Origin of the sequence: Paenibacillus andongensis (assembly GCF_025369935.1) — a bacterium.
Classification (GTDB): Bacteria; Bacillota; Bacilli; order Paenibacillales; family NBRC-103111; genus Paenibacillus_E; species Paenibacillus_E andongensis.
Genome location: NZ_CP104467.1, coordinates 7,548,954 through 7,574,696, shown reverse-complemented (window position 1 = coordinate 7,574,696; position 25,743 = coordinate 7,548,954). Strand labels below are relative to the sequence as shown.

The 25,743-nt window shown below is 43.5% G+C and carries 24 protein-coding genes; 17 read left to right on the top strand and 7 right to left on the bottom strand.

Annotation, left to right across the window (positions count from 1 at the left end):
• Positions 1-78 precede the first annotated feature (78 nt).
• The gene (locus NYR53_RS33975) at positions 79-1,095 is read left to right on the top strand and encodes an SDR family oxidoreductase (protein ID WP_261303349.1); all 1,017 of its coding nucleotides are present in this window, start codon (positions 79-81) and stop codon (positions 1,093-1,095) included.
• Between the two features lie 471 nt (positions 1,096-1,566).
• Entirely contained in the window at positions 1,567-3,990 is a 2,424-nt protein-coding gene (locus tag NYR53_RS33970; RefSeq protein ID WP_367618683.1) for an EAL domain-containing protein, read from the top strand.
• A 63-nt stretch (positions 3,991-4,053) separates the two neighbouring features.
• On the opposite strand, the gene NYR53_RS33965 is transcribed toward NYR53_RS33970, so the two are convergent.
• Entirely contained in the window at positions 4,054-4,608 is a 555-nt protein-coding gene (locus NYR53_RS33965) for a DUF3231 family protein (RefSeq protein ID WP_261303348.1), read from the bottom strand.
• Between the two features lie 101 nt (positions 4,609-4,709).
• Between NYR53_RS33965 and NYR53_RS33960 the strand changes: the two genes are divergently transcribed.
• The 10 genes from NYR53_RS33960 to NYR53_RS33915 all read left to right on the top strand — a co-directional run bounded on the left by NYR53_RS33960 (position 4,710) and on the right by NYR53_RS33915 (position 15,149).
• Positions 4,710-5,414, top strand: coding sequence for a response regulator transcription factor (locus tag NYR53_RS33960; RefSeq protein ID WP_261303347.1), 705 nt, complete (start codon positions 4,710-4,712; stop codon positions 5,412-5,414).
• A complete protein-coding gene (locus NYR53_RS33955) occupies positions 5,414-6,415 on the top strand; it encodes a sensor histidine kinase (RefSeq protein WP_261303346.1) in 1,002 nt (333 codons plus the stop codon). The genes NYR53_RS33960 and NYR53_RS33955 overlap by 1 nt, the downstream gene beginning before the upstream one ends.
• A gap of 92 nt (positions 6,416-6,507) precedes the next feature.
• Complete coding sequence (locus NYR53_RS33950; protein WP_261303345.1) at positions 6,508-7,272, top strand: ABC transporter ATP-binding protein; 765 nt, start codon at positions 6,508-6,510, stop codon at positions 7,270-7,272.
• Complete coding sequence (locus tag NYR53_RS33945; RefSeq protein WP_261303344.1) at positions 7,247-9,130, top strand: ABC transporter permease; 1,884 nt, start codon at positions 7,247-7,249, stop codon at positions 9,128-9,130. The genes NYR53_RS33950 and NYR53_RS33945 overlap by 26 nt, the downstream gene beginning before the upstream one ends.
• A 143-nt stretch (positions 9,131-9,273) precedes the next feature.
• Positions 9,274-10,587 (top strand): ATP-binding protein, encoded by a 1,314-nt coding sequence (locus NYR53_RS33940; RefSeq protein WP_261303343.1) that lies wholly within the window; start codon positions 9,274-9,276, stop codon positions 10,585-10,587.
• Positions 10,562-11,455, top strand: coding sequence for a response regulator (locus tag NYR53_RS33935; RefSeq protein ID WP_261303342.1), 894 nt, complete (start codon positions 10,562-10,564; stop codon positions 11,453-11,455). Before NYR53_RS33940 ends, NYR53_RS33935 begins: the two co-directional genes overlap by 26 nt.
• 289 nt (positions 11,456-11,744) lie before the next feature.
• Positions 11,745-12,554, top strand: coding sequence for a transporter substrate-binding domain-containing protein (locus tag NYR53_RS33930; RefSeq protein WP_261303341.1), 810 nt, complete (start codon positions 11,745-11,747; stop codon positions 12,552-12,554).
• 97 nt (positions 12,555-12,651) lie between these two features.
• Positions 12,652-13,308 (top strand): amino acid ABC transporter permease, encoded by a 657-nt coding sequence (locus tag NYR53_RS33925; protein ID WP_261303340.1) that lies wholly within the window; start codon positions 12,652-12,654, stop codon positions 13,306-13,308.
• Entirely contained in the window at positions 13,305-14,027 is a 723-nt protein-coding gene (locus NYR53_RS33920) for an amino acid ABC transporter ATP-binding protein (protein WP_261303339.1), read from the top strand. Before NYR53_RS33925 ends, NYR53_RS33920 begins: the two co-directional genes overlap by 4 nt.
• 126 nt (positions 14,028-14,153) lie before the next feature.
• Positions 14,154-15,149 (top strand): asparaginase, encoded by a 996-nt coding sequence (locus NYR53_RS33915; RefSeq protein WP_261303338.1) that lies wholly within the window; start codon positions 14,154-14,156, stop codon positions 15,147-15,149.
• Between the two features lie 38 nt (positions 15,150-15,187).
• Here the strand turns inward: NYR53_RS33915 and NYR53_RS33910 are convergent, their stop codons facing one another.
• The 4 genes from NYR53_RS33910 to NYR53_RS33895 form a co-directional block, all read right to left on the bottom strand.
• Positions 15,188-15,694: a DinB family protein gene (locus NYR53_RS33910; protein ID WP_261303337.1), complete on the bottom strand. Its 507-nt coding sequence runs from the start codon at positions 15,692-15,694 to the stop codon at positions 15,188-15,190.
• Between the two features lie 4 nt (positions 15,695-15,698).
• Positions 15,699-16,094, bottom strand: a complete 396-nt coding sequence (locus NYR53_RS33905) for a VOC family protein (protein WP_261303336.1) — start codon at positions 16,092-16,094, stop codon at positions 15,699-15,701.
• 62 nt (positions 16,095-16,156) lie between these two features.
• Positions 16,157-17,131 carry a helix-turn-helix transcriptional regulator gene (locus NYR53_RS33900; RefSeq protein WP_261303335.1) on the bottom strand — a complete coding sequence of 325 codons (975 nt, stop codon included), beginning with the start codon at positions 17,129-17,131 and terminating at the stop codon, positions 16,157-16,159.
• Positions 17,132-17,249: 118 nt separating this feature from the next.
• On the bottom strand, positions 17,250-19,001 hold the full coding sequence (locus NYR53_RS33895) for a sigma-54-dependent Fis family transcriptional regulator (RefSeq protein ID WP_261306614.1): 1,752 nt from the start codon (positions 18,999-19,001) through the stop codon (positions 17,250-17,252).
• A gap of 239 nt (positions 19,002-19,240) precedes the next feature.
• Here NYR53_RS33895 and adh point away from each other — a divergent pair, with 239 nt between their 5' ends.
• From adh to NYR53_RS33870, 5 genes are all read left to right on the top strand, one after another.
• Positions 19,241-20,761, top strand: a complete 1,521-nt coding sequence (adh, locus tag NYR53_RS33890) for an aldehyde dehydrogenase (protein WP_261303334.1) — start codon at positions 19,241-19,243, stop codon at positions 20,759-20,761.
• A 12-nt stretch (positions 20,762-20,773) separates the two neighbouring features.
• Positions 20,774-21,139, top strand: a complete 366-nt coding sequence (locus NYR53_RS33885) for a DUF779 domain-containing protein (protein ID WP_261303333.1) — start codon at positions 20,774-20,776, stop codon at positions 21,137-21,139.
• A 362-nt stretch (positions 21,140-21,501) separates the two neighbouring features.
• The gene (locus NYR53_RS33880) at positions 21,502-22,698 is read left to right on the top strand and encodes a ParM/StbA family protein (protein WP_261303332.1); all 1,197 of its coding nucleotides are present in this window, start codon (positions 21,502-21,504) and stop codon (positions 22,696-22,698) included.
• Positions 22,695-23,144, top strand: coding sequence for a hypothetical protein (locus NYR53_RS33875; protein ID WP_261303331.1), 450 nt, complete (start codon positions 22,695-22,697; stop codon positions 23,142-23,144). The genes NYR53_RS33880 and NYR53_RS33875 overlap by 4 nt, the downstream gene beginning before the upstream one ends.
• A 34-nt stretch (positions 23,145-23,178) precedes the next feature.
• Positions 23,179-23,637, top strand: coding sequence for a hypothetical protein (locus NYR53_RS33870; RefSeq protein ID WP_261303330.1), 459 nt, complete (start codon positions 23,179-23,181; stop codon positions 23,635-23,637).
• A gap of 60 nt (positions 23,638-23,697) precedes the next feature.
• Here NYR53_RS33870 and NYR53_RS33865 read toward each other — a convergent pair whose 3' ends face one another.
• Both NYR53_RS33865 and NYR53_RS33860 read right to left on the bottom strand, forming a co-directional pair.
• On the bottom strand, positions 23,698-24,600 hold the full coding sequence (locus NYR53_RS33865; RefSeq protein ID WP_261303329.1) for a YutH/CotS family kinase-like spore coat protein: 903 nt from the start codon (positions 24,598-24,600) through the stop codon (positions 23,698-23,700).
• Positions 24,572-25,618: an aminoglycoside phosphotransferase family protein gene (locus NYR53_RS33860; RefSeq protein ID WP_261303328.1), complete on the bottom strand. Its 1,047-nt coding sequence runs from the start codon at positions 25,616-25,618 to the stop codon at positions 24,572-24,574. Before NYR53_RS33860 ends, NYR53_RS33865 begins: the two co-directional genes overlap by 29 nt.
• Between the last annotated feature and the right edge of the window lie 125 nt (positions 25,619-25,743).

Here is a 25,743-nt window from a genome sequence, read left to right as displayed (position 1 = left end):
ATAGCAACGTCGAATGCTTGTGTTACTAGCTCTGCAAAACTGAAATGGGTATATCATTTTAACGGAGGTGGATTTGATATGAGAGCACTATTCATCGGAGGTACAGGGACGATCAGCTCTGCAATCACTAAGCAGTTGTTAGAAAAAGGATGCGAGCTTTATCTTCTAAATAGAGGCACAAGGAATGAGGACTTGCCAGCGGGCGTAAATATTATAAAAGCAGATATTAATGATGAAGAGCAGGTATCTAAGCTTATTGAGAACTTGGAGTTTGATGTCGTCGCTGATTTCATAGCATTTGAACCGGCTCAGGTGGAAAGAGATTATCGCTTATTTAAGGATAAAACAAAACAATTTATGTTTATTAGCTCTGCTTCTGCCTACCAAACGCCTTTATCCGACTATAGAATTACGGAGGGAACTCCTTTATCAAACCCTTATTGGGCGTATTCTAGAAATAAGATTGCCTGTGAAGAATATTTGATGAAACAGTATCGTGAGAATGGCTTTCCAATAACGATCGTAAGACCAAGTCACACTTATAGTGAACGTGCGATCCCACTTGGCGTACATGGAAGTAAGGGTACCTGGCAGGTTGCCAAGCGAATGCTGGAGAACAAACCAGTGATTATTCATGGAGATGGTACTTCCCTGTGGACAATGACACACAATAGTGATTTTGCTAAAGGTTTTATTGGTTTAATGGGTAATATTCATGCGATTGGTGAGTCCGTTCATATCACTTCAGATGAGACGGTTACCTGGAATCAAATTTACGAGGTCATTGCTGACGCTCTTGGAGTAAAGCTCAAAGCTGTCCATGTTTCATCTGAATTTCTGGCAGCTTGCAGTAAGGAGGATTACAGGGGCGGGTTGCTAGGAGATAAGGCCAATTCGGTCGTATTTGATAATTCAAAGCTGAAACGACTTGTTCCCGAATTTGTTGCGAGCACGCGATTTGATCAAGGGATTAGGCAAACGATCGCCTATATTTTGGCCCATCCGGAACATCAAACAGAGGATAAGGAATTTGATCGTTGGTGTGATAAGGTTATCCTTGCATTAGAGGCTGCTTTAAGGAAAATAACGGAATAGGTCATTTCAAAGGTAGGGATCAGCATGTACTGGTTAATCTTGATCATTATTTTGATCATCGTACTAATTTTTTTGTTCCTGTTTGCAGGCAAGACGAGAGATAAACTGGAGACAAGGAAAGTAATTCAACTATCACTCAAACAAAAAAAGAATTCGGTAAATAAACAAACGTGTAGTTTTTGTCGCAAAAAAGCCAAACGGCTTCATTTTTATGCATCAGAAGGTGGTCAGGTACTAGGCGTATGTGATCAATGTAAACCACAAGCGGAGCGACGAGCTTTGATGAGAATATAATCAATATAGGTAACGTTCAGGTCGGGAGAGCTTTTTCCTGGCCTGATCTTTTTGTGTTGAATAAAGATAGTTCTTTCCATAATACTTGAATTATTTAAGCAGGGAATAGAAGGAAACTAGTCGAATATAATTGGAAAATGTCGTTTTCTGAGACAAATAAGGAGATTTAAAATATTGATGATGGAGACACTCTCTAACACCTACGACTTCCCCCTTGTCCTTCTTTCTATTCTTATCGCAATCATTGCTTCATTTGCTGCATTGGATCTAGGAATCCATATACATAAAGCAAAAGGCAATGCACGTTACATATGGTTATCTGGCGGAGCATTTGCGATGGGGATGGGCATTTGGTCCATGCATTTCATAGCTATGCTTGCTTTCCATTTGTCCGTCCCTGTCACCTACAATGTAACGCTGGTCATTGTTTCAATTATTCCTGCGATTCTTTCATCGGGGTTAGCCTTACATATAGTAAGTCAGCCTTCCATGCGTAAATTTCAAGTTATCACAGGTGCCTTTTTCATGGGGATTGGCATAGTTTCTATGCATTATTCCGGGATGGAAGCCATGGTGATGGAAGCAACAATTACATATAATTCTTTTCTTTGGGCTCTTTCTGCCATCATTGCTTTTGTCGTATCCTTAGTAGCTTTGCTTCTGTTGTTTTTGGCAAAACAACATTCGAATAAACCAGGTTTTAGGTGGAGAAAAGCAGGAAGTGCCCTCGTAATGGGGATAGCTATAGCGGGTATGCATTACACCGGGATGTCGGCGGCAACGTTCAGACACGATCATCAACAAATCAGCTTGCATGGAGCCTCGTTCGATAATACCCTTCTAGCGTATTCGATTGGAATTGGCATGCTCATTATTTTGGGGTTGGTGTTTATCAGCACCTTTATTGAAAACCGTTTTGAATCACAATCTTTGGGGTCAGAAAGAAAATTCCGTTCCGTGATCGAGTCTGCTAACGACGCTATTATTTTAGCCGACAGCACGGGCACCATTATTTCATGGAACAACGGAGCCCAGCTCATCTTTGGATATCAAGAAAAGGACACCATAGGCAAAAAACTGCAAATTATTATACCTGAACGATACAGAGAAGCTCATAAAAAGGGAATGGAACGTTACCTTTCCACACGTACTCCACACGTTATTGGGAAAACCGTCGAATTACAGGGACTGAGAGAAGATGGAAGCGAATTTCCCATCGATCTTTCTCTTGCCACTTGGGTAGAAGAAGGAAACACTTACTTCAGCAGCATCATTCGAGATATTACGGAACGAAAAAAAGCCGAAGAAAAAATCAATCAAATGGTTTATCTGGATCCTTTGACGGGACTGCCAAATCGACATTTGCTCAATGACCGCCTCACGCAAGCCTTAGATCAGGCAAAGGAAAATAAGCAGACCATAGGAATTATGTTTATCGATTTGGATCGTTTCAAATATATCAATGATACGTTAGGTCATGCCATGGGTGATCGTTTATTGATTGAGGTTGCCAAGCGAATTCGAGACAGCATGGGTAAAATGGATACCGTTTCACGGCAAGGTGGAGATGAGTTTGTTGTGCTTCTCCCTAACACGACTTCGGATGAGGTTACGAAAAAAGCCCAAAAAATAGTCCAATTATTCACGCAATCGGTTGTGTTAAGTGAGCATGAGATGTTCGTAACCCCATCGATTGGGATTAGCTTGTTCCCAGCCGATGGCAGGGATATAGAGACCTTGATCAAGAATGCGGATACAGCCATGTACCGTGTTAAAGAGCAAGGAAAGAATAATTTCCAGTTTTATACACCTGATATGAATGAAATTGTATCCCAAAAAATGAAGTTAGAGATGGGACTTCGCAAAGGGTTGGAACGCGGTGAGTTTAAGGTTTACTATCAGCCACAGATTGATGTTATTTCCGGTAAAGTGATTGGAGTAGAAGCCCTGATCCGTTGGCAGCATCCGGAGTGGGGACATATCTCTCCCGATGAGTTTATCCCTTTAGCGGAGGAAACGGGACTTATTATCCCAATAGGCGAATGGGTGCTTTATGAGGCGTGCCACCAAAATAAAATTTGGCAAAATGCAGGCTACCCACCTTTACGTATCGCTGTAAATATATCGTCCCGTCAATTTCAACAAAATAATTTAGTTGAGATGATCAGTAACACGTTAAAAGAAACGGAACTTGACCCTCAATATCTGGAGCTTGAACTAACCGAGAGCATCATCCAAGATTCGAAGTATGCGATTACGACTATGCAAAAACTTAAAGAAATGGGTATTCATCTATCCATTGATGATTTTGGAACCGGATATTCTTCTTTAAGCTATTTGAAGCTTTTCCCCATCGACAGCTTAAAAATCGATCGCTCTTTTACAAGCAATATTTTTGAGGATTCAAAGGATGCAGCACTTGTTCATACCATCATCGATATGGCACACAATCTGGATTTAAAAGTGATTGCGGAAGGCGTTGAAACGCAGGAGCAGTTACATTTTCTTAGGCAGAGACAATGCAACGAAGCGCAAGGATACTTTTTTAGCCGGCCCGTATCCGGTGAAGAACTATCCATTTTCTTAAAGAACCGTTCGTAAACAAAATGACTGGACAAGTATATACTTATCCAGTCATTTTGTTTATGTCGGTCCCATAAATGTTTACGTTGATGTTTGTGGAGAGCCAGGCGGAATGAAATATGGCGGTATTTTTATCCACCCGCGTTGCATCATTAATTGTTTTAATTTTGCCCCAAGCATAACTTTTTCCGCTTGGAATTGAAGAAATATTAAGCCAAAATCTGTCCGAATCGATTCTGCATTGGCACCTGCGGCACGGAGAATCAAACTCACGATTTTAAACGATAATTCGTTGGCAAGTACGTCATCCGTCAATTTAACGCCAAGCGGAATACTATTAGGATCTGATTGAGGCATATTCTCATGAGCAGGTGGTAAAGTTATTCCTTCCTTCAGCATGAAATCATAGAGACGTTCCCGTTGATTATGATTGAGTTCCAAATCTTCCTTAAGTATTGCTTTCAGATCTTCATCATACGTTGTGTTTATACCCGCTTGGACCGTTGCTTTGGCAACTTCAAGGCCCGCTAAGTAAATCCAACAAGCCATCACCTCACCTACATGAAGAGGGTGGGGTTTTTCTTCATCTGTCAAAGATTTAATTGTAGTAATTGCTGCTTCCAATATGCCAACCATTATAAGTCCTCCTGAAATTGTTATTTATTTGCATATTGTTTACTTGGCAGTCTTTTTTATTCATACTAAAAGTGCGCCGCCAATCGGAAGGAGAGACAGATATGCAAACCATTATGATCGTTGAAGACGATCCCAAAATTGCTGAGCTCTTACAGTCTTACATAAAAAAATACGGATATAACGTAACATTAGCAGCTGATTTTGATCATGTCATGGATGACTTTCATACAAATAGGCCGGATCTTGTACTTCTCGATATCAATTTACCCAGCTATGATGGGTATTATTGGTGCCGGCAGATTCGTACGCAATCGATATGTCCTGTGATATTTATATCAGCGCGAACCGGTGAAATGGACCAGGTCATGGCGCTGGAAAATGGCGGGGATGATTTTATTACGAAGCCGTTTCATGCTGAAATTGTTTTAGCGAAAATTCGCAGTCATCTTCGGCGTGCTTACGGGGAATACGCGGTGAAGGTTGGCGAGCGAGTATTGGAAAGAGACGGACTTAAGCTTTATCCAGAAAGGCTGGAATTCATATTCGGTACAAAGGCCGCTTCCCTGACGAAAAAAGAAGCCGACATTATCGAAAGCCTGATGGAGCGCTATCCGCGCGTATCTGGTCGTGAAGATTTACTTGAAAAGTTATGGGACGATCAGGCGTATGTAGATGAAAATACACTCAATGTAAACATTACACGCGTTAGGAAAAAATTCCATGAACTAGGCATTGAAGATGCGGTGGAAACGGTAAGGGGCGCCGGCTATCGTCTGAACGTTACATGGACGAAGGCGGGAGATTAATGAAGCTATTTATCAAAGAGCATAGGCTATTGCTGGCCTTGCAAATCATACAATTTATAACGATTCTTGGTGTTTACTGGCTTGATGGATATCGCAATATGGCGCCTGCTCTATATGCCATTTTCCTGGGATTTTTCTTTCTTGGATGCTATCTGTTATATCTTTACTTCAGCCGCCGCCGTTTCTATCAGCGCCTCAGCAACCCACTGGAGTCACTGGATGATTCCTTCCAGAAACCGGAGCAAACCCCTGTGTCGGAAGCTTTTAATAAGCTGCTAAGAAATCAGTATAAGCATTACCAACAACAAATCAAAACAGCAGAGCATCGACAAGAGGAGCATCTGAAGTTTATGGACCAATGGGTACACCAGATGAAAACACCTCTGTCCGTCATTGAACTTACCGCTCAGAATTTGGATGAACCGGATTCTTCTTATATTCGCGAAGAGACGGAACGAATGAAAACGGGGTTAAATACGATTCTGTATATGGCGCGTCTTCGAACCATTGAGCAGGATTTTCATGTCAAACCTGTCGTTCTGTCCAAAATCGTGAATGAAGTGAACCAGGAAAATAAACGATTCTATATCCGTAATCAAGTTTATCCTCAGCTGCAGGAGATGAAGGAAGGAATCGTCGTGGAGACGGATGAAAAATGGCTTTTCTTTATGCTTTCTCAATTAGTCAATAATGCGGTGAAATATTCAGCTGGGAAAAGCAAGAAAGTGATCATTTCTCTATATGAAAGAGATAAAGAAGCGATTTTGGAGGTAACTGACTTCGGAGTGGGTATCCCGGATACGGATAAAACCCGTATTTTCAACCCTTTCTATACAGGGGAAAATGGGCGTAAATTCAGAGAGTCGACGGGAATGGGTCTTTATTTAACGAAAGAGGCAGCCGAGCATCTAGGACATCGCATAGAACTTAATTCGGAAGTTTACGAAGGTACAACGTTTCGGATTATTTTCGCGTCATCGCAAAACCTTACATCCGTGTAAGGAAAGTGAAAGATGAATCAATAGTTGGATTCGGTCGATCGCGGTACACTAATCACAGATCGAATGAGGACGATTTGAAAGGGGCTTTCGTGATGCTGAAAGTGAAACAAGTAAGTAAAATCTATGAGGGGAAGATCGCCTACCGCGCTTTAACGGATATCAATTTAACCATTGAATCAGGTGAATTCGTTGGCATCATGGGTCCGTCTGGAAGCGGTAAAACAACCTTGCTGAATATGATCGCAACCATTGACGAACCGACAACTGGTGAAATCATAATCGCTGGCCATAATCCGCATCATCTAAGCAAAAACGACTTAGCGAAATTCCGCCGGCGTGAGCTCGGATTTGTGTTTCAAGACTTTAATTTATTACACACGTTAACGGTTGAAGAAAACATTGTCCTGCCTTTGACGTTGGATGGAAAAAAAGTCAGTGAGATGAAGCAGAAGGCAAATGAAATTGCCAAGAAACTTGGGATTACTGAGATTATGAAAAAACGCACGTACGAGATATCTGGCGGACAGGCGCAGAGAGCGGCAGTTGCCCGGGCAATGATTCATACGCCTAAGCTATTGCTTGCAGATGAACCGACTGGAAATCTGGATTCAAAAGCATCGAAGGATGTTATGGAAATGCTTGAATCCATTAATCAAACCGAACAAACAACGATGATGCTCGTAACGCATGACCCTCAAGCAGCCAGCTATTGCAACCGAGTCGTCTTCATCCGGGATGGAAGGTTTTATTCCGAAATTCATCGCGGCGATAATCGTCAGATTTTCTTCCAGAAGATTATCGATACACTCTCTTTATTGGGAGGTAACGCAAATGACCTTTCGTCAGTTCGCGTTTAATAACGTCACACGCAATAAGAGACTGTATGCGGCCTATTTTCTAAGCAGCATGTTCATGGTGATGGTATTTTTCACATTTGCAATCTTTGCTTTTCATCCGGCTCTGAACGGAGAAGCTGTGAATTCCAAAGCAACTTTTGGTCTTAATGTGGCTTCAGGCATCATTTACGTTTTTTCGTTTTTCTTCGTTTTGTATTCGATGAGCTCTTTTTTGCAGTCTCGTAAGAAAGAATTTGGATTATTGATGATGCTTGGAACGTCCACAAGACAAATCCGTTCGATGGTATTTTGTGAAAACATGCTCATCGGATTTTTCGCCACAATTGGAGGCATTGGCCTAGGATTAGTCTTTGCAAAAGGAATCTTGCTAACAGCTGAAAACGTTCTGATCATAGGAACAGAGTTGGATTTCTATCTTCCATTGAAGGCAATGATCATGTCGTTTGTTTCTTTTACCATTTTGTTTCTGGTCATTTCATTTGTTGTTTCTTTTGTCCTGCGCAGCGGAAAATTAATCGACCTGATTAAAGGAGATAAGAAGTCCAAAGGAGAGCCAAAGGCCTCTGTACTTTTAACCATAACAGCTGTTGCATTGCTCGGGATTGGTTACTTCTTTGCTTTGATTGCGAAAGGAACGTTTGTCTTCGTTGTTATGGTGCCAGTAATTATTGTGGTGATCATAGGTACCTATCTGTTGTTTACCCAATTAAGTGTTTATGTAATTCGCAGTCTAAAGAACAGGGATTCTATCTTCTGGCGGAAAACAAATATGCTGCTGTTCGCTGATCTTTCGTTTCGAATGAAGGATAATGCGCGGACATTTTTCATGGTGGCCATCATTTCAACCGTAGCCTTTAGCGCCATTGGGTCACTTTATGGATTTCAATCGCTAGCCACAGGTTCAATGAAAAAACAAAACCCTTACACGGTAACCTATACGGCAGACAAGGACAAAAGTAAGGATAAAGAAGTGAAGGATATCGCTTTCATCGATGAACAATTAGGCAGCAAGCAAATCGAGACCGTGAAGGCTCAAGCCACCCTCAGTTACTATCGCATTAACGACCAGAAGACTCTTACATTGATCGCCAAGCAATCTGATTATAATCGCTTTGCAAGTGTAATTGGAGCGGGTAAAATCAACCTGCGAGACGGGCAGTCGGCAGTTGTTCATTTTGAAAGACTCGGGAATAACCGAGATGATAAACAGCTGAAGCAGCCTATAAAGCTGCAATCAGGCATGACCCTGCAGCCTAATGTCATTGTCAGCTCAAGAGTTTTTACGGAATTATATGATTATTATGTCGTCAAAGATGATGCCTATGAGCTGCTTCCCAATGCAATTGAACAAAGAAGATTTCATGTATGGCAGGCGAAAGGAAGTCAGCAGCAGGCCATTATTCAAGCAGGAGAAATAATAACTAGACAAGTTGGACGCCATGATCTGTCTGCTGTTGATTACGAAGTGTATGACTTAAATAAAACCTATGGACCGGTCTTGTTTATTGGATTGTTTATAGGAATTGTCTTTTTCGTTTCGGCTGGAAGCTTTCTATATTTCCGCCTCTATACGGATTTAGACGACGACAAACAAAAATTTAAGGCAATTGCTAAAATGGGTTTGACTGAAATCGAATTGAAAAAAGTGCTTAACAGGCAAACAGCGCTTCTTTTCTTCGCACCTATTGTTGTAGCGCTTGTCCACGGGGGCGTGGCACTTACGGCCTTATCCCATATGTTTCAATACAATCTGTTTACAGAATCCGCCATTGTACTGTGTGTCTTTGCCGCTATACAAGTTGTCTATTTCTTCATTGTTCGCTTTTTCTATACAAAACAAGTTAAAGCAGCCATTTAATAAGATTGTATTATCGCCTAATAGACCTCGTGTTTATTAGGTGTTTTTTTTGTTACAATTATGTATGTTAATATAAAGCATTAGAAATTAAGTTCATGGGTAGCGGATAAAATATGACCCCTCAAGTAGGTGCGAGTCGAAAGATGAAGAATTTAGTGAAAAACGAAAGATTGCAAATGATCGTAATCGCTATAGCTACGGCCACCGGCGCACAATTCAAGATTAATCCCTTTAGCAACGATTATTTTCGCATTGGTCTTGGGGTTAGTATCTTTTTGTTTTTATTATTGCTCATGCCGCATCTGCCCTATGTGAAAACGGGTATCCTAACGGGGTTCCTTAGCATGATCGTTCAGTCTGGAGATTGGATTACTCACGTTCATTCCTATACGATCCTGGAGAGCTTGCAGAATAATGTGGCTGCCGGTTGTTATTATGTCGTATTTGCGTTTGGCATGAGTAGGCTTCGACAAAGATTGAAAGAACTTCACCCCCTCATGTTAGGTGGATATATCGCATTAATTGACTTCGTTTCTAATGAAACGGAGTTATTATTGCGTGGGGTATTTCTCGGTACGAATACCTTTTATTTTAAGGAATGGTTCCTTATAATGGTCATAGCAGTAGTACGCAGTTATTTTGTAATCGGCCTGCACAACAGCATTGTGATTAGTCAGATGCGGTTTCTACACGCGGAGCAGGAAAAACGGATGGAGCAGATGCTAAACATCAACTCTGGTTTGTATGGAGAAGCCTTCTATTTGAGAAAAGCAATGGATACTATCGAGGGGATTACCGCGGATAGCTATGACCTTTATCGGAAACTAAATGAAGATAATCTCAAAGCCTATAGTCAGCGCACGTTAGGAATTGCCCAACAAATCCATGAAGTGAAGAAGGATTCCCAACGTATTTTGGCAGGCTTGTTGAAATTATTCGATAGTGAAGTTGTTGTTCATATGAGTCTTTCGGAGATCATGCACTTTGTCGTAAAGGGAAATCAAGAATATAGCGAAATGCTAAAGAAGAAGATTATCATTGAAAAAGAACTGGCATTTAATCAGAACACGACGCACTATGTGCCGTTGTTGACGATCATTAATAATTTAGTTGCCAATGCGGTAGAAGCTATAGCGAAGAATGGAACGATACATATTCGGGTCTTTGAAAAAGAAGACGACGTTTATTTTATTGTTACAGATTCCGGAAAAGGAATTCCTGATCATAAGAAGGAACTTATTTTCGAACCTGGGTACACGACAAAATACAATGAAGATGGGATAGCAGCAACTGGAATCGGTCTTTCTCATGTACGCGATATTGTTCATTCCTTTGGGGGAAGTATTAATGTAGCATCATTAGAGAATGCAAGCGGTACGGAGTTTGTTGTGCGTCTTCCACTAACAAGTCTAATTAAAGAGGGTAGAGTCGATGGCACTTTCCATTATGATCGTTGATGATGATGTCGTTTGTAGAAGTATGCTGCAAGATATTATTGATGATTGCGGCATTGGCGAGGTTACAGGGACGGCGGAAGGTGGCATGGAGGGGGCTCGAATGATCCTGAAATCGAAACCGGATGTCGTGTTGATTGATTTATTGATGCCTGATCAGGACGGTATTGAGACAATCACGCAATTAAAAAACAGTGGGTATGACGGAAAATTTATTATGATTTCACAAATCGAAAATAAGGACATGGTAGGAGAAGCTTATCAAAAAGGAATTGAGTTCTTTATTCATAAGCCGATTAATCGTGTGGAAGTAGAGCACGTCTTGAACAAAGTCAATGAGCAGTGGAAATATGAGCGTTATGTTTCGGAAATCAAGCAATCGTTAGCCAAATTAGATATCGCTGGACCAACTTCTCCACGTAAAGAACGAAAAGTTCGTGATGTGGTGAAGGCCATTCTAATGGATTTGGGAATCATCGGTGAGATTGGCAGTAAAGACATTATAGCTTTAATGGAGAATGCCATTGAACATAGAGAGGCAACGAGCTTCCCTCCTTTAAAAGAATTGTATGAGTCTGTCGCCCACACCTATAAACAAGGCCAGAAAGATATTGAGAAGGAAAGCAAGGCAATTGAACAACGTATTCGACGGACGATCATGGCTGCTTTAAATAATATGGCTTCCATTGGTTTAACCGATTATAGTAATCCTAAGTTCGAATATTATGCGCCGCTGTACTTTGATTTCCAGGATATTCGGATGAGGATGAAAGTCATGGACGAAGATCTGCAACCCGATAAAGGAAAAGTAAACATCAAAAAGTTTTTACAAGTATTTTATATGGAAACCCTAGAAAAATTAAATAATTGAGCAAGGAATTCAACCTCTGGGGTCTGGAGATAGTAAGGACTAGAGGTTTGAATTCCTTTTTTTTATTTCGCTGTGATATATCATCACATGAAACAGATACCGATACGAAATGTAATCGGATACAATTTTTTCTAGTTAAATTACTCGTCGAGCATGTAAACTTTATTTTCATGTCGTGTAATTGTTTTTGTAGGATTCTGTATGTTGCTGTAGAGCAGGAGGTAACATGTAATTACAAAGTGATCCAATCCATTGATTTCAAATTTAATAGAAGAAAAGGGGTTCTTACATGAAAAAAGGTTTATCAGTAGTACTTGGAACAGTTATCGCTTTAACACTTAGTGCTTGTGGAAATGGTGCAGCTACAGATAATAAGACTACACAAACTACGCAACCTGCACAAACAGCAGCAGCCGTTAAGAAATACACGTTTGGTACAGATGCGACGTATCCCCCTTTCGAGTTCCAAAAAGATGGCAAGTACATTGGTATAGATATTGATTTAATCAACGCAATTGCCAAAGAAGAAGGATTTGAAGTTGAACTAAAACCTATGAATTTTAAAGGAATTATACCTGCTATTACATCCAAACAATTGGATGGCGCAATTGCCGGCATCAGTATTACGGACGAACGTAAACAGGTTGTTGGCCTTTCGGATCCGTATTATCAAGCGGGACTATCGCTTATCGTTCGGGAAGATAATACAACGATCAAAACCCCAGAAGATTTGAAGGGGAAAGTCATTGCTATTAAAAAAGGAACATCCGGAGCTAAGCAAGCAGATGAATATGGTAAAAAATATGGCGCAACTGTTAAGTATTTCGACGATAGTCCAGCTATGTATCAGGAAGTCGCTAACAAAAACGCCGATGTAACGATAGAAGACTTTCCAGTGATCTCGTACAAGATCGCAATTGATCCTAACTCCAAGCTGAAAATTGTTGGGGATCGTTTGAACGGTGATAACTACGGTATTGCGATCAGTAAAGAAAATGAAGAATTGATGAAAAAAATTAATGATGGAATCAAAAAGGTAAAAGCGAATGGCAAATATGATGAAATCATTAGCACTTACATGGGAAAATCCACTAAATAGATAACACAAGCGCTAACCTTTTGTCACCCAATATTCGATGGGCTTCAGAAGGTTAGCGTCATTATGAATTCCATAATTAAGGAAGGGTTGGGATCCGGTGACTTCCTCGTTGCAGGTTATTGTAGATGCATTACCCATGTTGATGAAAGGTGCTCTAATTACCTTTAAAATTGTTATCATCTCTTTGCCGATCGCTTTTTTTATAGGTTTAATTACGGGTTTAATGAATGTTTCTTCTAGTAAAACTCTTCGGGCTATTGCTTCTTCTTATGTTGATATCATTCGGGGAACACCGCTGTTAGTACAGGTCTTTTTTGAGTATTTTGGTATACCCGCTTTCTTAGATATTCGGATACCGGCCGAAACTGCAGGTATTATTGCTATCAGTTTGAATGCTGGTGCTTATATAGCAGAGATTTTCCGTGGGGGCATTAACTCTATTAACAGGGGACAGATGGAAGCGGCACGCTCGTTGGGACTTAGTAAATGGTTAACAATGCGATTGGTCATTTTACCACAAGCCATTCGCCGGATGATACCTTCTTTTGTCAATCAATTCATTGTAAGTATTAAGGATACTTCCCTTTTGTCCGTCATCGGAATTAGCGAGTTGACACAGAGCGGGGAGATTATTATCTCTGCCAACTATCGTGCATTTGAGATATGGGGAGTCGTAGGTGTCATCTACTTTATTATCATCTATGCTTTATCCCGCTTAGCTCGCGTATTTGAGAGGAGGTATGCTTCCAAATGATCGTCGTACAAAACTTGAAAAAGAAATTCGGTACCAACGAAGTGCTGAAAGATATTTCGACTACGATCCAAGAGAAAGAAGTGGTTTGCGTGATTGGACCCTCTGGATCAGGAAAGAGTACATTCCTACGTTGTCTGAATCTTCTTGAGGATGTGACGTCTGGTAAAGTTGTGATCGGCGATGTCGAAGTGACTTCACCTAACACGAATATCGATCATTTACGCCAAAATGTAGGCATGGTATTTCAGCTCTTTAATTTATTTCCTCATCTGACTGTATTGGAAAATATCATGCTGGCCCCGAAGCACATTAAAAAGACCGATAAGAAGCAAAATGAACAAAAAGCTATGGAGCTGCTGAACAAAGTAGGATTGGCCGGGAAGCGGGATGCGTACCCAGACCAGTTGTCTGGTGGACAACAGCAGCGCGTAGCGATTGCCCGTGCACTGGCTATGAATCCGCGTGTGATGTTATTCGATGAACCGACTTCGGCCTTAGACCCCGAGATGGTAGGCGAAGTGCTGCAAGTTATGAAGGATTTGGCCCATGAAGGGATCACCATGATTGTCGTCACACATGAAATGGGCTTCGCTCGTGAGGTGGCCGATCGTGTCATCTTCATGGATGGAGGGTATATCGTAGAAGAAGGACCACCTTCCGAGATATTCGATTCTCCTAAACACGAACGTACCCAAGCATTTCTTAGCAAAGTCCTATAAATGGATATATAATATGGTTATACAAACTCGCCTCTAGCAGGTCGCTCATCGTTGAACGGCCTTCATAGAGGTTTTCTACGTATTGCTCATTTATGTAACCGGAAACCACGCGAAAGGAACGTTTCTATGAAAAAGATACTTTTGTTAGCTACGGGGGGAACGATCGCGTCTGTGGTTGGGGAGGATGGATTGACCCCGGGGATGACGGCCGATGAACTGATCAGCTATTTGCCGGCACAAAATCACCTGTATCAGGTAGACAGTCATGTACTGATGGAAATTGACAGCACGAATATGCAGCCTGAATTTTGGGTTCGTATCGCGGAAGCCGTGTATAAGAATTATGACGAGTACGATGGATTCGTCATCACGCATGGAACGGATACGATGAGTTATACATCAGCCGCGCTTTCCTATATGCTGCAAAATATGAGTAAGCCGGTTGTTATTACGGGTTCACAGGTTCCTATCCACAACAATCACACAGATGCCATCCATAACATGCGTAACGCTGCCCAATTTGCGTGTGAAAACATCGGCGGTGTATTTATTGTGTTTGACGGCAAGGTGATCAACGGGACAAGAGCCGTGAAAGTGAGAACCCGCAGTTACGATGCCTTTGAAAGCATCAATCATCCGTATGTAGCTTACTTTGAAGGCGATGAAATCAAGTACACAACGTCTGTTGTACCTGTTCAAAATCAAGAGATAAAGCTGGACATATCGCTATGTCCCGATGTTTTTTTGTTAAAGCTGCATCCAGGTACGAAGCCTGAGCTTTTTGACTATCTGAAACAGCACTATAGAGGTGTGATCATCGAAGGCTTTGGATTAGGAGGGGTTCCTACCCAAGGTCGCAACCTTCTTCCGAAAATTATTGAGCTTGTAGAAGCTGGAGTCGCAGTTGTCATTACGACACAATGTTTGGAAGAAGGCGGCGATCTGACGCTTTATGAAGTTGGGCGAAGAGTAGGCAGAGAACAGATTATATCGTCGAAGGACATGAATAAAGAAGCGATTGTTCCGAAATTGATGTGGGCATTAGGCAAGAGCCATGACCTCAAAGAGATCAAGGAACTGATGGAAACGTCGATCGCCGATGATACCACACTATATAATTAATTTGCATCATACAAGTTCTAATTCACATCATACAAGTACTAATTTACATCATACAAGTAAAACACATAATCACTAGGTACGCCTGCATGTCCGAGTTGACGGAGCATCGAAGTGATGTTGCCGCGGTGGTAAGTGCCGTGATTAACAACATGCTGGATAAGCTCTTCGATGCTGGCATGTAGGACGCCATAGGTTGGATGCGGAAAGTCTTTCACCGCTTGCCAATCGGCATCGCTATTCAGAAAGGCTTTGTAAGCCTCAGCTAGCTCCGAGAAGGCGGCATCCAGTTGTTTCAAGCTTTTCCCTTTGGTCTTTTCTTCAACAGTGACGAGCAGCTCTTTGATTTGTTCATAGCTGTTTCCCTTTATGCCGGACAACCAGACAGTATCCACTCGGTAGATATGCACAAGTCCGGCATAGATGGTTGGAAATACATTGCTCATCTCCTGGTGCAAAATCTCCTCCGGCAGTTCCTCTAAACGTGCGAAAACCCGCTTATTTGCCCATACATGGTACTCGTAATTTTTGAGAGTTGGCGTAGACATCGGATCAATCCTCCTTCTTTTTTGCTTGATAGAGTTCAATTAATGTGCCATCCGCATCCCGAAAATGGGCAAGTCGTCCATTCCATGTTGGATGAGTAAATGGTTCTTTGACGAATTTGATGCCTTTATCGGATAAACGATGGTAGGTTTCATCTATATTTTCAACTTCAATATTGAGTACAAAATTCGTTGTATAGCTGCCGCTTTGCCCCAAATCCTCTCCCAGTGCTTCGCCCATGGCTTTGCGGGATAGCAACTCGATACGAGCAGCGCCTGTGTTAAACAATGCGTATTCCATCGTCTCCTCATACCAGTCAGCTTTCAACTCTAATAGGTCCCTATAAAACGCTGCGCTTTTGTGAAAATCATCTACCAAAATACGAACTTGTAATAAATTCATGATCTTTCCTCCTTAGGTTTTACCTAAGACCCATTGTAGCCCAACTTCACTGACAGAAACGGTCAGTCAAGCTGCGCAGCCGCATAATAATTGTGTAAATTTTTCGTTATCTCAATCATCTGGTTTTGCAGCAGCTGCGGCTCTTTAATGTGAAGGGTCCCCCCATAAGTCAGAAGAAGGTATGGAAGATTAAATAAGATGTATCGCTCTTCCAGTTTAAAATGTGCTTCAAGCTGCGAACGTTCTACCAAGGCATGGGCCAGAAACCAATGACCACATAGATCATCTAGTGCTTGCTCTCTTCCTGTAATTTTGACAGAGATGGGCTCATCTGGCTTATCCGAATCAGGCAGCACACCTGAAAGGATAAATTTGCGCGCCGAGAAATCAGCAGGCCGTTCAAATGTCTTCTCGGTCGTAGCCAACTTGCGAATACGATCGATACGAAAGCTTCGAATTTCATTGCGAAGATGACAATGACCTACCACATACCATTTACTTTTCCAACAAACGAGTCCGTATGGGTCTAAATGACGAGCTTCGGTTACTGAACCGTAGCCTTTTTGATAATGCATAAATAGCGTTACGCTCTGAGCCACCGCAATTTCCACTTCTTGAAGTAGGGATATTTGCGAAGCATCAGCCTGGGGAAGAATGACGTCAAGACCTTGCTCATGCAGATCGATTTGATGGCGTTGTTCCTGATTGGTATACATTTTTAGCTTGGCGACGGCCTGACTTAATTTCTCTCCAAACGGATACCCCGCCTCTTGGGCAAACGCTGCTGCGTGAATCAATGCTTTTTGCTCATCTAGATCAAATACAAGCGGAGCTTCATTGAACTGACCGAGTATGCTATAACCGCCATTATGCCCGGAATCGGCAATAATCGGGACTCCGCTGGCACATAAAGCATCGATGTATCGATAGACGGTTCGGATGTTAATCTCCAGCTTCTCAGCAAGCTGCTTAGCTGTTATTCGCTTCTGAGATTTGAGCAACCATAGGATAGAAAGCATATGATCTGCTTTTGACATAACCCGTACTCCTTTCACAGCGATGCTTTCCACATGATTTCATCATATCATTGACAGACCGATGAAAAAACACCCAATCTCCAATGAGATAGGGTGCTAGATTTATAATAATATATCGTTAAAATAACGTTATGCCGTACTCCTCAATTTTACGATATAGCGTCGTTCTTCCAATTTTCAATTGTCCGGCCGCCTTGCTAAGGTTCCATTCCGAGGCCTTCAGCGCCTTCTTGATCGCCGTGATTTCCGCATCCTTCAACGTGAGTGGATGATCTTTGCCTGATCCTGCTTGCGCTGCCTCATCGGACTCTTCGAATGATAGATGCTCAGCATCAATCGCCTGTTCTCCAGCTAGAAAGACCGCTTGCATAAGAATGCCGCTAAGCTCTCTAATATTGCCCGGCCAGCTGTAGGTTAACAGCTTTTGCTGCGCTGCTTCCGTTATGAATGGACATGGCGAAGCATGCTTTTGGAGGTAATGCTCGGCTAATGCCAAAATATCGCTTCTTTCCCGTAAGGACGGCAGCGTAATATGTATTCCCTTCAACCGGTAATACAAATCGGTCCGAAATCGGCCTGCCTTGATCTCAGTGGCCAAGTCCTTATTCGTTGCGGCAATGACTCTAATGTCGATTGCTTTGCTTTTCGCGCTGCCTACCGGAGTAATCGTGCCTTCCTGGAGTACTCGTAATAAAGCAGCCTGCGCACGAAGAGGCATGTCGCCTATTTCATCGAGAAAAATAGTTCCTTTGTGTGCAGCCTCGAATTTCCCGGCATTGCCGTCTTTGTTCGCTCCCGTGAAAGCGCCGCGAGCGTATCCGAACAATTCACTCTCGACTAGGCTGTCCGGGATGGCGCTGCAATTCAGTGCAATGAACGGCTCTGCCGACCGGGTGCTGGCAGTATGAATGGATTGCGCGAACAATTCTTTCCCCACGCCGCTTTCACCCAATATTAAGACAGGAAAATCAGTCGCGGCGGCCTTCTTGGCCAGCTCTTTCTTCTGTAGGATGGTCGGACACGTGCCGACAATGTCCCTAAACGCATACAGATGCTGTCCGTTTGCCGCCTTCTTCTGAATGGAGACGGACTGCCACAGCTTCTGATGCTCATTATGTATGGTTTCGACCGAAAAGCCTTCCAACTTCGTAAACACTTTGCCAATTGCGTCACTTCCAAGCATTCGGATGGCGGCATGATTAGCTCGAAGGATGCGGTTATCCCGGCTTAAAGAGAGCAGCGGCAAAGGATGATTTAGTGAGGAATGCTCGAGTTCTCTGAGGGTAATGAGATGTTCTTTCTTCGACTCTTCCAGCAGAATTTTGTTCTGCAAGGAATGGGCTGCCATACACGCAAGTGTAAACGTATAGGCCTGGTAATTCTCTTGTTTGCCGCTAATATTGATGATACCGATCAGCTCGCCGATCGAATTGAAGACGGGTGCCGAGGCGCAGGTCAGGAAGTGATTGGAGTTAAAATAATGCTCTTCAGCATGCACACGTACGGGTTTTTTCTCTGCGAGGGCGACTCCAATGGCATTGGTTCCTTTTCTTCTTTCAGCCCAATTTGCTCCTACTTGCAGCTGAACCGCTAACGCCCGGCGAGAGAAATCGATATCTCCGACCGTGTGAATAATGGTTCCCTCCGAATCGATTAGCAGCGCCATCTGGCCGGATTGCTTGATGCCTGTGTGCATTTGCTCAAATATTTGCTCCGTGTAATGTATGGTTTGCTCGTTTTGCCTTAATAGAGATTGCATGTGGCTTCCGGTTAAGATGTCATCGTCAATGGGGTCAGTGGGCATTAAACCAAGTTCGTGACAGCGCTTCCAAGATGACGCCGCCGCTTCTGATAAAAAGTTATTTTCCACGGATAGCAAAAATAAACACCTCCATTGCAATCGGTTTCCTAACCCGATCATATCATAGTTGCTTTTATTAATGGAGAGCTGGAAGAAAGAATGTCCCAAAATGGAACACTTCTGTTGTTTCAAAGCGGTACAAAAAAGAGTAGGCGCTCACCATAAAGCCTAATTGGACGGCGCTCCATATGTTGGCACGATCCTTGCTATTATATTTAACGTATTCCATTTTAAGGAGGCTGAGCTAAATGATTTATGCACAACCTGGACAAAACGGATCAAAGGTTACATTCAAAAAACGGTACGAGAATTTTATCGGAGGACAGTGGACAGCGCCTATTAAGGGCCAATACTTTGATAATCCATCACCTGTAAATAACCGAGTTTTCTGCGAGGTTCCTCGCTCATCTTCAGAGGATATCGAGCTGGCTTTAGATGCTGCGCATGCTGCAAAGGACGCATGGGGGCGCACGTCGGTTGCGGAGCGTGCCGTTATTTTAAATAAAATTGCCGATCGCATGGAAGCGAATTTGGAAATGCTCGCGGTTGCCGAGACTTGGGATAATGGGAAGCCGGTTCGGGAAACGCTGGCGGCAGATCTGCCACTGGCAATCGATCATTTTCGCTATTTTGCAGGATGCATTCGCGCCCAGGAAGGTTCGCTCAGCCAATTAGATGACAATATGGTCGCTTACCATTTTAATGAGCCGCTTGGCGTTGTCGGTCAGATTATTCCGTGGAATTTTCCACTGCTTATGGCAACATGGAAGCTTGCTCCGGCACTTGCGGCCGGAAATGCGGTTGTTCTGAAGCCCGCTGAGCAAACGCCGGCATCCATCCTGGTGCTGACAGAGCTCATTCAAGATTTGCTGCCACCGGGCGTACTCAATATCGTCAACGGCTTCGGACTTGAAGCGGGCAAACCGCTTGCCTCGAGCAGCCGGATCGCGAAAATCGCCTTTACCGGTGAGACGACGACAGGCCGCTTAATTATGCAGTATGCTTCGCAAAACTTGATTCCGGTCACCTTGGAGCTGGGTGGCAAGTCGCCGAACATTTTCTTTGAGGATGTGGTCGCACGTGATGACGCTTTCTTCAATAAAGCGCTTGAAGGCTTTGCGATGTTCGCCCTGAATCAAGGAGAAGTGTGCACCAGCCCTTCACGCGCATTAATCCAGGAATCGATTTATGATCAATTTATGGAAAGAGCTTTGAAGCGAGTCGCTGCCATCAGGCAGGGCAACCCTCTGGATACAGAAACAATGATTGGCGCACAAGCCTCTACCGAGCAGGTTGAAAAAATTATGAGCTATATCCATATCGGTGCAGAGGAAGGTGCTGAATGCCTGATCGGCGGAGGTCGGGCAAAGGTGGATGGAGATATTTCCGACGGCTACTACATTCAGCCGACAGTTCTGAAGGGTCACAATAAAATGAGAATCTTCCAAGAGGAGATTTTCGGACCGGTTCTATCCGTTACGACGTTCAAGGATCAGGAAGAGGCGCTGGCGATTGCGAATGACACGCTCTATGGTCTTGGCTCCGGCGTTTGGACACGCGATATGAACACGGCTTACCGGATGGGGCGCAGCATTCAAGCCGGCCGCGTATGGACGAATTGCTACCATGCGTATCCTGCCCATGCGGCCTTCGGCGGCTATAAGAGCTCAGGCATTGGCCGCGAGAATCACAAAATGATGCTCGCCCATTACCAGCAAACCAAAAATCTACTCGTCAGCTACAGCCCCGACGCACTGGGCTTCTTCTAAGAGAGCCGTACGATGACGATAGAAGTGAGCAAGGTTGTTGCTACCGATGCCGCTCTAGAGCTAATCGAAATCGTAAAGGCCAAGTATGGCCCTGTCATGTTCCATCAATCCGGCGGCTGCTGCGATGGCAGCTCTCCGATGTGCTACGCGCAAGGAGATTTCCTTATCGGCGACAGCGACGTATGGCTAGGGGATATAGGCGGCGCACCCTTCTATATGAGCAAGTCACAATACGACTATTGGAAGAATACGATGCTCATCATTGACGTGGTGCCCGGCAGGGGCGGGATGTTCTCGCTTGAGGGGCCGGAAGGGCGGCGTTTTCTGACTCGCTCGAGGATGTTCTCGGATGAGGAGCGGCGGGTGCTGGGTCTTTAAGCTTTTTTATAGGATAGGATTAAAACCTCTGTTTCCTTTATTGCGAAGGGAGCAGGGGTTTTTGATCTTCAGGTAGAGTCTTACAAGAAAGGCTCCTCCCCTATTCGGCCAATGACCATGAGACAAGTCTCAGAAAGATAAACATAATCTTGGGCGTACTAAACTTTAAAGCTCAAATCTTAACTTTTGAATCTTAAAGTTTAACGTTTAAATTGTAAAGTTTAAAGCTTAAACTTTACAATTTAAAGTTCATTCCAGTTAGCCGCTAAAAATACCAATTACTCCAAATACCCTCTCAATTGGCCCTTGTAGCGCGAATCTTTATATAAACTCAAATAAGGCCTACGGAGAGGGGAATAGACTTGACAAAGAATGAAGTCTTAACCACTACCATCACGCTGTCTATTGATAATGGCAGCAGTCACGTTAAAGTGATTTATGACCATTTGGACTGTAACTTTATTTTTCCTAATGTACTAGCGCAACCGTTTGGCGAACGATTTCTTTTGATGGAACAAGGTGATCCTCTGGATTTCCTCGACGTTCAGATTACATCGCCTTCGATAGAGAGCGATCAGTACCGACATGTTTACGTGGGTAACTTGGCGATCGGTGACGAAGGGATTATTCATGAAATCGTAGGGGATAAAGCGGTGCAAAAGAAGGCCCAGAGACCTGAAACGATGGTGACTCTCCTTACGGCTGCGGCATATGCCATTGCCAAGAAACATGAGGATGCCATTAAGCGGGGGAAAAAGCGGATTAAAGCCGCTGTCAACTTGGGTACGGGCCTGCCGATTCGTGAAATAACGAAATTCCGCGAGGAATTTGCTCATAAGATAACAGGAGGTGTACATTCCGTTACTTTCGGGACAACCCCCATTTTTAAAGGGATAACGGTAGAAATGGAATTTGCGCTTCCTACCGATATCAGCATAGACGATGTATCCGGTGTTTACGACCTTGAGGCCACCTCCAAATCGCATCTATCCCACAAAGGCTTCGGCATTGCGGATGTAGGTGGTGTTGATATGGATATCGCGTTTTTCAAACCCGGCCTCGATCTGGATCAACGGCACTCAACCGGCGCCAAGATCTACCTCAACGATGCCTTAGAGAGCATTCGCAACGAGGTTAACTCGCAAGGCGAGGAATTGATCGCAAGCACGGCGGAATTGACCCTTATGCTGGTCAACAAAGAGTATGAGATTTATGCCGAGGGTAAGGTTGTTTTTGACATGACAAGCCTGATTAACCGGCACATGCGCATTTTAGCGGAAAAAGTGCTGAAATACGCCCGCAACTCTTGGAAGCATGTCCGATATGCCAACGAGTTTTGGTTTATTGGCGGTGGAGCGGTCGTTTTGCAGCCTTGGATTGAGAAGCTAAACGCTGAGCTGGGCTTGCCCATTAAGTTTGATACCGTGGAACACAGCCAATTCCGAAATGTGCGAGGCACCTTTCTCATGCTTGACCACGCGCTGAAACATGAGGACGAAACCGCAGCAGCTAGTAGCGATTCTGAAGGCGTATCCGAGGGTGGGAGCGGTTCGGATTGAAAAAGCGGAGATCCACCGTTTACGTTCGCTCCGGTAAGGATGTTACCCTGTATATTCCTTCAGATACTCCGCCGGAGGTCATCGACTATTTAAACCAATTGAAAATGGAAGGCATATTCAGTCAAGGAATCATGGATATTTTGACCAGATATGTTCGTGAAGAGCAATCGAATAAGCGACCGGTTGCAGAATTATTTCCCGGGAAAGAAATGATCTCGGACGTGGATAGGGCCGCTTCTCTAGCAGAGAACGACAGTCACATGGAGTCGGCAGAGCCTATTGAACCTGCTCATGATGCGTATGATGATTTCAACCAGCCAAAGAAGGAGATCCCGGGTGCCATGGATCAGAAAAAATTCAGCTTGGCGCAAATATTCCGGCAGTCTCGGCACAATTCGGGTAAGCTGGCACAACCCTTGGATGATCATGGGAACAATAATGAGTAGGTGAACTCCATGCTAATGAAAAGGAGGACATCAGATGGACAACGGACAAGCAAAGGATGCAGCGCGTCATTTTAATCTTTCAGATGAAGTTTTTCACCATCCCGGGATGGATATTTATACACAAATGACCTTTATCGTCTTGAAATGTTTTTCTTCGGAATCGAACATTCCAGGATTATCTGATATTGCTAAGCTCGGTCGCATGAATATCAAGCAGGCGACCAAATCTTTGCAGCAACTCGTGGAGCTGAGAATTGTCTCGCACAAAATATTCCGCCGCATGGTGGGAGATTTTCAAGACGATCGACTTTCCTGGGCGGCTAAGGGCTTGCTTACGTTTTGCAAAGAGAACCCGAACATCAACCTAAGCGACCTATTGGAGCTGTCTAGTGAATCGGGCGAGGATGAACACAGCATACGGAAGGCTCTTAGGGAATTGGACGAATATGGGTACTTGGAAGAGTACCCTGTATGGAGCAGAATCGCTAACTAAGGTATAGCTGACATAAGAATCAACTAAAAGGCACCCTGTCTAAGGGTGCCTTTTGATTATTTAAAGCAAAGCCCTAAGCCCACGTTGATACTTGTTCAAATGCGCAACTGTCGGAATAATCTCTTTGGCTAGACGAATTCCGCCAATCCTTATGTTGCGGACCACATGATAAGGTGCAGATAGAAGGGCATGAAGAAGGCTGAGATCAGAAGAACTCAATGGACGGTATTTCTGATAATAATCGATCCAACGAAGCATCTCCGTACTATCCCAGAGGGCGTTTCGATGAAGAATGTGGGACAAATCTTTCATTCTGGTGTGGAGCGACGTGTTGTCAAAGTCGATTAAATGCAGCTTCCGCCGTTTGTCTTTCATCAGATTGGGATAATTGAAATCGCCATGAACAAAGGCGGAAGCCTTTTGTTCCGTATCGATGGCCTCTATCGCTTTGGGTTGTTGCAAATGGTCTAGTACGTCCTCACTAAGTGCTGCTAAATGTTCGGTAATTTTGTAAGAACTGAGTAGGGTTTTATATTCAGTAATTTCGTGATCCAGCCCTGAATATCGAATTCTTGCTTCCGGAGCTTCGGCTATTGGAAATCCTTCAGCTATGGAATGGAATTTAGCTAAGGTTCGAATGCCTTTCTTTAAGTCTTTCCTCCTCGTAAAGTCCGGCCTCGCTCCGTCAACCCAATTTGTTAACGTGTAGAAATGGCCATCATAAGTCATGTAGGGGGATTGCTCCACCGTAGGAGAAACCTTTTGACTACGAGTGAAGCCGCGCTCATCCATATAGGATAGGATACGGGTAATAAATCGGACCTCGTCTTCAGGGAAAGCGTAGCTTTTTAAACAATACATTGCGTCCTTGGTCCGTATCTGATAAATATCTTTGATTTGATGAGTTTCTTTGATTTTTATACCATACATTTGTTCAATCTGTGACTTCATGGACATTTTCATGCTCATTCTCCTTAGGGATTGATTTTGTCCATGCTTCTAATAAATCCATTGCTTTTAACCGGGAATCCCAGGTTTGCTCCAAAATATCGAGCATTTCTCGGCTTCTTGAGCGATTAGGGAACCGAGTAGCGTGCCAAGCTTCCCGAGGCAATCCATATAAGGCCGAAATTAATTTGCGTTCGGTCGCGTCTAAAGGACGGCGTTCCTCGTACCCTTTTAACAACGCTAGTATGAAATCGGGATTGAATTGCGTTGTGTTCATGAGCGCTTTCACTAGATCCACATAGATGGAGCCCACTTTAACACGGTCCCAATCGATAATGAACAGTTGGCCGTTTTCAGAAATAATGACATTAGGGGAAGTAATATCGTTGTGTATCAATGTGGGACGTTCCGATTCCTTCTTCAAAAGATCTGCGATCTCGGGGCTGTTTAAGTTATCCCATACCCGATCGGTAAGGCGCTTACAGTGCTTTCCGTACTTTTTGTACCATCTGCGGTTCCGCTCATGCTTTTGAATAGCTCTATCCATTCGTCTACGAAAGAGGCGATCTTGGATTTTCCATAACTCGATTTGTTTATTTGTGAAGGGCCCTTTCGTGTCGAGGAGATCACCGGATGTTGTATGTAGAGTGGCAAGGGCCCGGCCAAGCTCTTCAAAATCTTCCTTCGTTTCCAGATTTCTTCCTTTTATCCATTCCGTCATATAGAAGGGGCGTCCGTGGTGTAAAGTCCATAACTTCCCAGAACGGGCAGTGAGCCATTTGGGCATGTAGCTGAATCCGCTATTTATCAAAAGTTTTATATTCTCTGCGGTTGTTTTCATTTGATGAAGGGTACTCGAGCGGAGGAGTGTATTTCGAAAAAAGGGTTTCACGGCATAGGTGCCCGTATTCGTTTGTACTTGAATAATTGCGTTTTCTTTGTAAAAGGATGCAACCGTGCCTGACCGGAGCAGCCGCAAGCCAAAGCGGCGAGTAACCTTGCGAATTCGGTGTTTCGTATAGGGATTTGCCATGTGGCAACCTCGCTTTATTTAAGATGGGTGGAAGATTAGTTATTAGCTAGACTATTCATTCATGGGTAGGAATGTATGGTCTAATGCCACGGGTGCAGCTAAAAACTTTCCGTTGAAACAGCGAG